13 protein-coding genes and 3 tRNA genes are annotated in these 8963 nt (G+C 65.9%); 8 read left to right on the forward strand and 8 right to left on the reverse strand.

Annotation, left to right across the window (positions count from 1 at the left end; all coding sequences use genetic code 11):
- Positions 1-165: 165 nt before the first annotated feature.
- Positions 166-609, reverse strand: coding sequence for a hypothetical protein (locus ACZLIB_RS08010; protein ID WP_180859799.1), 444 nt, complete (start codon positions 607-609; stop codon positions 166-168).
- Positions 602-1003, reverse strand: coding sequence for a hypothetical protein (locus ACZLIB_RS08015; RefSeq protein WP_153855180.1), 402 nt, complete (start codon positions 1001-1003; stop codon positions 602-604). Before ACZLIB_RS08015 ends, ACZLIB_RS08010 begins: the two co-directional genes overlap by 8 nt.
- Before the next feature lie 130 nt (positions 1004-1133).
- On the opposite strand from ACZLIB_RS08015, the gene ACZLIB_RS08020 reads away from it, so the two are divergent.
- From ACZLIB_RS08020 to ACZLIB_RS08030, 3 genes are all read left to right on the forward strand, one after another.
- Positions 1134-1209: transfer RNA gene (locus ACZLIB_RS08020), tRNA-Gly, on the forward strand.
- Between the two features lie 142 nt (positions 1210-1351).
- Positions 1352-1427, forward strand: a tRNA-Gly gene (locus ACZLIB_RS08025).
- Positions 1428-1493: 66 nt separating this feature from the next.
- Positions 1494-1567 (forward strand) — tRNA-Cys (locus ACZLIB_RS08030).
- A gap of 77 nt (positions 1568-1644) precedes the next feature.
- On the opposite strand, the gene ACZLIB_RS08035 is transcribed toward ACZLIB_RS08030, so the two are convergent.
- Complete coding sequence (locus ACZLIB_RS08035; RefSeq protein WP_049420992.1) at positions 1645-2049, reverse strand: NUDIX hydrolase; 405 nt, start codon at positions 2047-2049, stop codon at positions 1645-1647.
- Positions 2050-2156: 107 nt separating this feature from the next.
- Between ACZLIB_RS08035 and ACZLIB_RS08040 the strand changes: the two genes are divergently transcribed.
- Positions 2157-2678 carry an N-acetyltransferase family protein gene (locus ACZLIB_RS08040; protein WP_478469559.1) on the forward strand — a complete coding sequence of 174 codons (522 nt, stop codon included), beginning with the start codon at positions 2157-2159 and terminating at the stop codon, positions 2676-2678.
- 10 nt (positions 2679-2688) lie between these two features.
- Here the strand turns inward: ACZLIB_RS08040 and ACZLIB_RS08045 are convergent, their stop codons facing one another.
- On the reverse strand, positions 2689-3330 hold the full coding sequence (locus tag ACZLIB_RS08045; RefSeq protein ID WP_478469560.1) for a flavin reductase family protein: 642 nt from the start codon (positions 3328-3330) through the stop codon (positions 2689-2691).
- A 105-nt stretch (positions 3331-3435) separates the two neighbouring features.
- On the opposite strand from ACZLIB_RS08045, the gene ACZLIB_RS08050 reads away from it, so the two are divergent.
- Both ACZLIB_RS08050 and ACZLIB_RS08055 read left to right on the forward strand, forming a co-directional pair.
- Positions 3436-4140, forward strand: a complete 705-nt coding sequence (locus ACZLIB_RS08050; RefSeq protein ID WP_049399948.1) for an ArsR/SmtB family transcription factor — start codon at positions 3436-3438, stop codon at positions 4138-4140.
- A 123-nt stretch (positions 4141-4263) separates the two neighbouring features.
- Positions 4264-4533 (forward strand): hypothetical protein, encoded by a 270-nt coding sequence (locus ACZLIB_RS08055; protein ID WP_032128923.1) that lies wholly within the window; start codon positions 4264-4266, stop codon positions 4531-4533.
- Between the two features lie 15 nt (positions 4534-4548).
- Here ACZLIB_RS08055 and ACZLIB_RS08060 read toward each other — a convergent pair whose 3' ends face one another.
- The 3 genes from ACZLIB_RS08060 to ACZLIB_RS08070 all read right to left on the reverse strand — a co-directional run bounded on the left by ACZLIB_RS08060 (position 4549) and on the right by ACZLIB_RS08070 (position 6797).
- Positions 4549-5313, reverse strand: a complete 765-nt coding sequence (locus ACZLIB_RS08060) for a thioesterase family protein (RefSeq protein ID WP_182267561.1) — start codon at positions 5311-5313, stop codon at positions 4549-4551.
- A gap of 118 nt (positions 5314-5431) precedes the next feature.
- Positions 5432-5632, reverse strand: a complete 201-nt coding sequence (locus ACZLIB_RS08065) for a hypothetical protein (RefSeq protein ID WP_032128925.1) — start codon at positions 5630-5632, stop codon at positions 5432-5434.
- Positions 5633-5720: 88 nt separating this feature from the next.
- Positions 5721-6797, reverse strand: a complete 1077-nt coding sequence (locus ACZLIB_RS08070) for an alpha/beta hydrolase family protein (protein ID WP_478469562.1) — start codon at positions 6795-6797, stop codon at positions 5721-5723.
- A gap of 261 nt (positions 6798-7058) precedes the next feature.
- Here ACZLIB_RS08070 and ACZLIB_RS08075 point away from each other — a divergent pair, with 261 nt between their 5' ends.
- Both ACZLIB_RS08075 and ACZLIB_RS08080 read left to right on the forward strand, forming a co-directional pair.
- A complete protein-coding gene (locus tag ACZLIB_RS08075; protein ID WP_107432313.1) occupies positions 7059-7571 on the forward strand; it encodes a P-loop nucleotide/nucleoside kinase family protein in 513 nt (170 codons plus the stop codon).
- 96 nt (positions 7572-7667) lie between these two features.
- Positions 7668-8501 (forward strand): AraC family transcriptional regulator, encoded by an 834-nt coding sequence (locus tag ACZLIB_RS08080; protein WP_032128928.1) that lies wholly within the window; start codon positions 7668-7670, stop codon positions 8499-8501.
- Positions 8502-8504: 3 nt separating this feature from the next.
- Here ACZLIB_RS08080 and crcB read toward each other — a convergent pair whose 3' ends face one another.
- Positions 8505-8897, reverse strand: coding sequence for a fluoride efflux transporter CrcB (gene crcB / locus ACZLIB_RS08085; RefSeq protein WP_032128929.1), 393 nt, complete (start codon positions 8895-8897; stop codon positions 8505-8507).
- Positions 8898-8963 lie beyond the last annotated feature (66 nt).

Here is an 8963-nt window from a genome sequence, read left to right on the forward strand (position 1 = left end):
CTGACTCGACAGGAGGTCACTGCTGGGCATGGTCAATCGGAACGCTGCCAGTGCTGGAGACCTCGGGTCAGATACTGTCTGTCATAGATCTACCTTGAGGCTATGCAACTAGTCTGAAAAGAGGCTCGCGGGCGTGGCCTCGCATTCGCGATTCAGCATCTTCGACTACCGGCAGTCGGAGTTGCTGGAAGAAGCTCGCCTGAGCGCCCGCCATGCGCTCACCGCCGACACCACGCACAGCGCCAGCAGCAGTCCCACGTCCAGCAGCAGCAACCACAGCAGATGCATGCCGTGCACCGGCGGCTGGTGCATCGCCGACAGCATCCACGGTACCGACCACACCACAAGCAACGCGAACGCGATCAGCAGGCGCAGCCACAGGCGCTTCAGTTTCCAGGGCTGCACGATCAGTGCGGCCACCACCAGCTCGACGGCTCCCAGCAGCGCGAACACGATGACGCTGCTGGTCGGGTAGGGCAGCTCGGCGCCTTCCAGGTGGTGCAGCAGCCAGTAGTCCGGGGTGAAGCCGGCATTGACCAGTGCGGCGATCAGCGCCAGCCAGGTCAGTGCGACCAGCAGCCAGAACAGGCGAACGTAGCGCTTAGGCATGAGTGGAGTCCGTCGTGGTGAGCGCGCAGTGGAGCGATCGATAGCGCAGGCTTGCCACGATTGCAGCCAGCGCCAGCAGGCCGGGCCCCACGGTGAAGTACACCAGGCGCAGCGGATGGTTGTGCATCAGCGTCCAGGTCGCGAACGCCAACGGGATCGCCAGCACCAGCAACTTGGCGAACAGTGGCCGCAGTACCGCGATCAACGGCTGGGCGCCAATGAACATCCAGAACAGATGGAACTGGGCGATGCCCAGGCCGATGTCGCGATGGGAGGTGAAGCCGAAATAGTCGCGATACGCGTTCATTCCCCGCGGAATCAGTGCCCAGTACAGCAGCGCCACCAGCAGATGCAGCAGCAGGGCGATCAACAGGGGCGTGCCGCGAAGGAGCATGGGCGAACGGGGCCGGGCGGGGCAGCGTACCCCAGTGCGGACGCCCGTGACCGCATGATGTGAAGACTGTTGACGGCGTGAAGGAATTTGGACACAATAGCGCTCCTTCGACGCAGGTCGAACGGAATCTGCGGGAATAGCTCAGTTGGTAGAGCGCAACCTTGCCAAGGTTGAGGTCGCGAGTTCGAGTCTCGTTTCCCGCTCCAGATTCTACAGGGCCCCGGTAGGGGCCTTGTTTTTCTCCCGCCACGGCAAGGCGGGGCACGTTGGGCCACAAGGCTTTACGCGCAGTCAGAAAGGTGAAATCGCTGGTGTGTGTTCCGGATTTCCGGTACCATGGCGGCTTACGCGGGAATAGCTCAGTTGGTAGAGCGCAACCTTGCCAAGGTTGAGGTCGCGAGTTCGAGTCTCGTTTCCCGCTCCATGTTCCGACAGGCCCCATCATGGGGTTTTGTCTTGTCAGGGCTCCGTTCCTGGCGCGCAGTACGTTGGCCTCATGGCAGAGTGGCTATGCACCGGATTGCAAATCCGTTTACAGCGGTTCGATTCCGCTTGAGGCCTCCAATTGAAAAGCCCTGACTCCGGTCAGGGCTTTTTTGTTTGTCTGGATGCCAGCTAACCTGCGTCCGGATCGATATCCGCTACAGCCTGGCCAGCGCCTGCACCGTGGCCTGGGTCAGTGGCTGGGGCAGAGCATCCAGCGCGAACCAGCCCAGGCCAGTCTGCACGCCCGGCTCCTGGATGGAAGCCTCGGCACCCGCAGGTGCCCGTGCCTCGAAGATCGGCGCGACCCAGTGCTGCGCAAGCGCCGGCTCGAAATGATCGGCCACGCACAGCAGGCGCAGCAGCGTCACTTCCAACGCCGTCTCCTCGCGAGTTTCGCGGACCACGGCAGCCTCCACCGTTTCCATCCAGTCGACTTTGCCGCCGGGCAGGCCCCAGTGCCCGCGCTCCGGATCGCGTCCGCGCTGGATCAGCAGGATGCGGCCGTCGGCATCACGGACGACGGCGCCGCATCCAACGCGGGGAATCTGAAGTTCAGTCATGGCGGAGAGTGAAGAAGGAGCCGTCTTCATTCTTGCATGCACGCCGTATCAGGCGAACCCGCGCTAGGCTGGGCACCTGGGCATCAGCAACCTCACAGGTGTGTCGCATGCTTCTTCGGCAACTCGGCGCTGACGACGCCGATATTCTCTGGCAAGCCCGGTTGCAGGCCCTTCGCGAGTCGCCTGCGGCGTTCCTGTCCACGCTGGCCGAGGCGCAGAATGACTCGGCGGACGTGATGCGCGCCCAGCTTGGCGATCCTGGTACGCGCTACTTCGGCACGTTCGTTGACGGCATGCTGGCGGGCTTCCTGCGCTATGTGCGTCCGGTGCGGTTGGCGCGGTGGCATACGGCGGAGATCCACAGTGTCCATGTTGGCGCAGCCCATCGTGGACACGGCATCGCCCGTCAACTGTTCCTTGCCGCGTTCGCGGCTGCGCGCGCGGAAGGCATTGAATCGCTCACTCTCACGGTGCTGGCGGACAACGCCGCCGCGCGCGCGCTGTATGAATCGCTGGGTTTCACCGAATCCTGCGTCGAGCCGCGCGCTGTGAAGCGCGACGGCCGCTATGTGGACATGGTGTCGTACTGGATTTCAGTGACCAGCCACCCACCATCGCCGGCACCTTGAATCACCCGCTCTACGCCGGATCGTGGACCGGCGTCTGCGCGCGGAAGTTGCGCCCGACCGGTTCACCCACGCTCAGGTAGTGGCGGAACAGATAGATCAACGGTTTCCAGTGGGCGACATCGATGTGCTGGGTGCCAGCCACGGTGATCGCTTCGTGCGCATGCACGCAACGGATCCGTCCTTCGACGATCACGAAGCCCTGGCTGTCATCCTCGGCGGGCGGGTGCATCGCCATCACGCTGACTTCCACCTGCAGCGGGCACTCGGCAATCGCCTCTGGCGCGACGTGCGTCGAGGCGACCGCACTGAAGCCCCCCAGCGCGAACTTGTCGCGGACGTGCACGTAGCCCATCGCCTGTTTGGCAGTGGGCACCGGGTCGCAGCCTGTCGCGCGCGCGATGGCCTCGACCTGTGCGGCCTGCGCGGAGGATGGGAAGTTCAGTACGCACTCGTTGCGCAGCTGCAGGTTGCGATAGCCCTGACCCTGCACGCCGAGGCCCAGCACTACCCGGTTGCCCAGGGCCCAGAACGAAGACAACGGACTGATGTTGCTGCTGCCGTCGTCGTTCAGCGTGGTCATCAGCAGCACAGGTGTGCCCGGGTACAGGACCGAAGGGGTGATGCGGCGGCGGGGAATCGGAGCGGAATTCATGGCAGGCCTTGCACTATCGGGGTGGCCACTGTGCCGTGGCAGGGGGGGCCGACGCTTCGGCCTGCATCGAACTGTCGGCCTGCAACGGCGTGCCACAATGCGGGCATGGTCCACACCTCCGGTTCCCTTGTCAGCGTCGGTGCCCTGGTTGGCGACCAGGCGCGCGCATCCATGCTGCTGCAGTTGATGGATGGGCGTGCGTATACCGCGACGGAGCTGGCACGCGTGGCTGGGGTGACACCGCAGACGGCAAGCACGCATCTGCGCAGGCTGGTCGAGGGCGACCTGCTGGTCGCTGTCGCGCAGGGGCGCCACCGCTATCACCGGCTGGCCTCGCACGAAGTCGCCGACATGCTGGAGGGCATCCTGCGCGTTGCGGACCGCACGCCGTCCTGCACCGCTGAGGCATCACGCAGCATGCCGGCGTTGCGCCAGGCGCGTTCCTGCTACCGGCATCTGGCCGGTGTGCATGCGGTGGCGATCACCGACCGCTTGTTGCAGGCCGGGCACCTGGTCCCGCACCAGGCGCATTGGCAGGTGAGTGTGGAGGGCGCAGCGTTCCTGCAGGAGCTCGGCCAGCCGCTGGCTGAGCTGCTGCGGCTTCCCGTGACGGTCAAGCCTGCGCGCTACTGCCGAGGATGCCTGGACTGCACCGAGCGGCGCCCGCATCTGGCCGGGCTGGTCGGCGAGGCGATGCTGGACAGCTTCGTGAAGAACGATTGGCTTCGGCGGGTTGAGGGTCGACGCGAACTGCGCCTGACGCAGCCGGGGCGCGAAGCGCTGTGGACGCGGTTCGGCCTGGCGACATAAGGGCCCCTCCAGTCTCATTCGCCCACGACATGGCAAGGCGCTATGGTCGAGTTCCAAGTCTTAGGGAGCTGCAATGGCGAGCAAGGACATGAACGATCGCGGCACGCTGGCGGTATGCCGGCAATGAGCAAATCTTCTGTGGAAGTACGTTGGCTGACGTTCCGCCTGATGAACGGCCAGTCGATCGGACCGGATCGGCTGAAGGATGGATGGGTGATTGCTTCGGAGACCCGCCACTGTGGCGTGCGGCGTGAAGCCATCGAAGGCGCGGGCGTGGTCTACGCGCTGTATGCACCGGCCAACCTCGCCTCACCGCGGCGCGCGGAGATGCGCATGCGCGAATTCCTGATGAGCTCCGGCTACACCTTCACCATGGGTACGCTGGGCGGCTGACGCCGCCCTTTGGGGTCACGGGCGTACGGTCAGTGCCTGGCCGAGCATGCCGATCGGACCGCGCGCATCGTGCAGCACGGTGCTGGTCAAGCCGAGACCCTGGTGGCCAAACGACACCGACGTGTCGAAGCCCAGCCACTCGCCTTCGGGCACGCCGAACAGGTGCGCGGTCAGATCGAGGTTGGGGAAGGCGACCTCCTTCGGATCGGCGCGCACGGCCATGCCATTGGACAGATCGAACAGGGTGGCGGCACGGGCCAGCGGACTGACCGGCTCGCCGTCCAGCAGCGCGTGCTTCGCGCGCGCCCAGTAGGTGGCACGGCCGGGCCCCTGATCATGTCGGCGGATCTCCACGCTCTTGATGAAACCACCTGGCCAGACCGTACCTGGGTCCCACGCGGGCATTGATTCCGGCGGAGCAATGCCGGTGATCGGCGTGCCGGCGATGGCCTGCGTATCGTTCGGGCGCATCAGCCATGCACGCACGCGCAGCGCCGGGCGATCGTCATGGCGCAGCGTGGCTTCGACCAGTTCGATGGTGCGACCACCGCGCAGCACCTGTACGTCGGCCTCCATCGCTTCGATCGGAATGGTGCCGAGGATGTCGTAGGACAGGCGCGCGATCAGAAAACCGTGCCCACGCGCTGCGGCGTCGCGTTCCAGGTGGTGCGCCAGCAGCCCGATCGCAGGTGCGATGTGTTGTTCGCGGATGTTCCAGGCGCCGCCCGTGTGTTCGGTCGGCAGGTAGCGGGTGTCACTCAGTCGTTCGAAGAAGGCCATCGTATGCGTTGTGTCAGCAGGGAGGGGAGGCGGCAGATGCTGCGCGGGTCCCTGCATCGTAAGCGTTTGGCAGCGTGGCCGGCTGAGCCGGCTCCCGCAGGAGCCGGCCGGATGCCGGTCAGGAGGACTGGCAATCCATTTCGCGGCACATCTTGTACTGGGCCAGGCATTCTGCGGGTGTCTTGGCCAGTGGGCCTGAAGTTGCGCGCAGACAATATTCGTACTGCTGGCTGCAGAATTCACAGGGGCCTGCGGCGAAGGCCAGCCCGGTCACGGCCATGCCAAGGAACATCACGGTCTTCAAGGTCGTCTTGATCATCACGTCAGTCCTTTGTGTGCCCGTCAATGGGCCCGGCCACCATAGCAGTCCTTATGGCGCGCCCCTGATGCGCTGCGACACGTTGAGCTCAACGCTGGATTGCCTTCAAGGCGTCGACAACCTGTGCTTCAGAGAAGCCACAATGCCCTTCGCCCACCGGCGGCAGCACGCGCGGCAATGGTCGCGCGCCGGCCTGTGCGGCCATCTGCGGATACACCGCCTGCATGTGCGGCACGATGGTGGGATCGTTGTTGTTGAACTGGACCACCAGCGGTCGCTTCAACGCGCCGCTCAGTGCAAGCTTCGCGCGGACATCGGCCTGTGCCGCAGGCACGGGAGCGATGCGCTGCACGCCTGCATTGAACGCGGCGTCGTCACCGAATCCGCTGTACACCACACCAAGGTTGCCGGCCGGCATGCCGCCGCTGCGCGTGGCCAGTTCATGCAGGACCAGCGTGTGCAGGCTGATTGTCCCGGCCAGTGCATCCGGAGCGACCTGCAGTCGCTTGGCGAGCATGTCGGCATGCTGGGGATTCCGTTGCAGCGCGTCGGCGATGCCCTGATAGAGCACTCCCTGCGGCAGCACGGCCGCTTCATGCGAAGCCAGTCCGGTGGCCGGCAGGCCTGCAGCGTTGGGGAAAAAGTAATCGAAGGCGACCAGCGTGGTCAGCAGATCTGCGGCGATCTGTTCGCCACTGAGATTGGCACCGCACAGCGAGACGCCACCCGTGTAGTGCTGCGGGTAGCGCTCGAGGCTGGCGAGTGCCACCGCGCCGCCCATCGAGAATCCGAGCAGCCAGGTGTGGCGCACGCGCTTGAGTTCGCCCAGCGCGTGCTGGCGCAGGCGCTCCATGTCGGTGATCGCATCGGCCACTGCCCAGCCTTGGCTGGCGTAGGCACTCTGCGCGACGGCGTAGCCTGCGGACAGCAGCGTTGCGGTGCTGTCATTGGCGGTCATCGGCGTAGTGCGTGGCACGCCCACCGGCTCGTAGCCGTGCGCCAGCATCACCAGGTCGCCGTTCCAGTCAGCCGGCACGTCCAGCCGCCAGGGTGCGCCCTGCAGCTCGCCGCTGAGCATGCGTGGTGCCGTGGGGGGCGCAGCCAGCAGCGATGCCGCAGGCAGCAGAAGGCCGAGGGCGAGGGCGCATCGAAGCAAGGGTCGCATCGTGGTCATTCCATGCGGGAATGGCGCCGAGCATAGATCCCCGCAAAACCTTGCGCGCGCTGCACTGCCGCAGGGGATTGCCCGCCGGCCAGGCTGCGCTCTACGCTGGCGGCATGGTCCTGCACAGCACCGCGTCGATTATCCGCATTCCCCACGGGAAGGCGGGATAGCGCGCGGTTGCCACGGCCATGCAACCCGCCCGGGAAGGCGGGTTGCATGCGGCGCTCTCCCGGGTACTGGAATCCATCAAGGAGAACGCAGATGCATCATCTTTCATCGACCGACAATGCGCCGACCCTGCACCTGGTGTGCGGCAAGATCGGTGCCGGCAAATCCACCCTGTCGCAGCAGCTGGCGGCGCAGCCACGTCATGTGCTGATCAGCGAGGACGCCTGGCTGGCCGCGCTGTATCCCGACCAGATCCACTCCGTTGCCGATTACCTGCAGCGCGCGGCCGCGCTGCGCGGAGCGCTGACGCAGCATGTATGCGCGATCCTGCAGGCCGGCGTTTCGGTCGTGCTCGACGTTCCGTTCAATACGCGGGCCGCCCGTGCATGGGGCCGCGAACTGTTCGAGTCGGCCGGTGTTGCCCACCAGCTGCATTTTCTCGATGTTGCCGACGCCATCTGCAAGGCGCGGCTGCATGCCCGCAACGCGCGCGGCGAGCACCCGTTCCAGCCCAGCGACGAAGCCTTCGAGCAGATCACCCGTCACTTCGTGGCACCTGCACAGGAAGAGGGCTTCGTGGTGATCCGTCATTCACAGGAGGCTTGAGGGCGCAGAGAGGGCGGCGTTCAGTCGACCATTTCGGTGGCGATTCCGATACGATCTGTCGCATTGAGCTCGCCTCGCTTGACCCGGAGTCCCGTCATGGTCGACCGTCTCGCCATACTGCTTGAACGTTTTGCGGTGACCGCCTCGGTATTCCATGCCGGTGCGCTGTGCGGCATCAACACGCTGGAGGGCGAAGACGAGGCGGGTCAGCTGCACCTGGTGCGGCGCGGGCCGGTGCAGGTCAGCCACGGGCAGCAGACCGTGCAGGTCGAAGTGCCGAGCCTGCTGCTGTATCCGCGGCCGATGCCGCATCGCTTCAGCACCGACCCGCAGCAGGGCGCCGACATGGCCTGCGCCAACCTGCATTTCGAGGGCGGTCGGCTCAATCCGATCAGCGCCGCGCTGCCTGATTTCATCTGCCTGCCGCTGGCCGATCTGTATGGCGGCAACGCGGCGCTGGAACTGCTGTTCGAAGAAGCGTTCGAGCAGCGTTGCGGGCGGGCGGCGATGGTCAACCGGCTGTTCGAGGTGGTGATGATCCAGGTGCTGCGCCAGCTGATGGAAGGCGGCGAGATGCGTGGCGGCCTGTTCGCCGGGCTGGGTCATCCGCGGCTGCGGTTGGCGCTGGTGGCGATGCATGAAGCGCCGGCGCAGGCGTGGACGCTGGAGGACCTGGCCGAAGTGGCCGGCATGTCACGCAGCGTGTTCGCCGCCAGCTTCCGCGAGGCGATGGGCACCACACCGGGCCAGTACCTGCAGGGCTGGCGGGTGGGGTTGGCGCAGCAGGCACTGCGCCAGGGGCGGCCGCTGAAGCGGATTGCCGATGATGTGGGCTATGGCAGCGAAGCGGCGCTGTCGCGCGCGTTCAAGGCGCACACCGGGCAGTCGCCGCGGGAATGGCGGGGACAGGCCCGTGCCAGTGCGGCCTGAGCGTCAGCCGAGCACCAGCCGGGCCAGCTTCATCCCACCGAACAGGCCGGCCAGGCCCAGTGCCACCGAGCCGCCGGCATACAGAGCCGCCAGCCCATGCTGGCCACGCTGCAGCAGCAGGCCGATCTCCAGCGCATAGGTGGAAAACGTGGTGTAGCCGCCGAGGATGCCGGTGGCCAGCAGCAGACGCAGCTGCGGCGAGGCGCCATTGCGCATCGCGAAGACCTCGACCACCACGCCCATCAGCAGGGCGCCGCTGACGTTGATCAGGAAGGTCGACCAGGGCCAGGGACTGCCGACGGCCACCCGCGCGCCGATCAGGTTGCAGGCATGGCGCAGGCAGGCACCGATGCCGCCTCCGACGAAGACCAGGAAATAATTGTTCAGTGTTTGCATGGCGTGCCTCGAATGCGGGTTCGCAGGGTCAATGGCGAACGCCGAGGGCAGGCACGACCTGCCGTC

This window comes from Stenotrophomonas sp. 220_Sma (genome assembly GCF_056487375.1).

Coding starts and splice junctions, on each gene's coding strand:
- crcB (WP_032128929.1), bottom strand. CDS start 8,897: ATGCAAACACTGAACAATTATTTCCTGGTCTTCGTCGGAGGCGGCATC.
- ACZLIB_RS08070 (WP_478469562.1), bottom strand. CDS start 6,797: ATGCGACCCTTGCTTCGATGCGCCCTCGCCCTCGGCCTTCTGCTGCCT.
- ACZLIB_RS08080 (WP_032128928.1), top strand. CDS start 7,668: ATGGTCGACCGTCTCGCCATACTGCTTGAACGTTTTGCGGTGACCGCC.
- ACZLIB_RS08065 (WP_032128925.1), bottom strand. CDS start 5,632: ATGATCAAGACGACCTTGAAGACCGTGATGTTCCTTGGCATGGCCGTG.
- ACZLIB_RS08050 (WP_049399948.1), top strand. CDS start 3,436: ATGGTCCACACCTCCGGTTCCCTTGTCAGCGTCGGTGCCCTGGTTGGC.
- ACZLIB_RS08040 (WP_478469559.1), top strand. CDS start 2,157: ATGCTTCTTCGGCAACTCGGCGCTGACGACGCCGATATTCTCTGGCAA.
- ACZLIB_RS08075 (WP_107432313.1), top strand. CDS start 7,059: ATGCATCATCTTTCATCGACCGACAATGCGCCGACCCTGCACCTGGTG.
- ACZLIB_RS08055 (WP_032128923.1), top strand. CDS start 4,264: ATGAGCAAATCTTCTGTGGAAGTACGTTGGCTGACGTTCCGCCTGATG.
- ACZLIB_RS08035 (WP_049420992.1), bottom strand. CDS start 2,049: ATGACTGAACTTCAGATTCCCCGCGTTGGATGCGGCGCCGTCGTCCGT.
- ACZLIB_RS08060 (WP_182267561.1), bottom strand. CDS start 5,313: ATGGCCTTCTTCGAACGACTGAGTGACACCCGCTACCTGCCGACCGAA.
- ACZLIB_RS08010 (WP_180859799.1), bottom strand. CDS start 609: ATGCCTAAGCGCTACGTTCGCCTGTTCTGGCTGCTGGTCGCACTGACC.
- ACZLIB_RS08045 (WP_478469560.1), bottom strand. CDS start 3,330: ATGAATTCCGCTCCGATTCCCCGCCGCCGCATCACCCCTTCGGTCCTG.
- ACZLIB_RS08015 (WP_153855180.1), bottom strand. CDS start 1,003: ATGCTCCTTCGCGGCACGCCCCTGTTGATCGCCCTGCTGCTGCATCTG.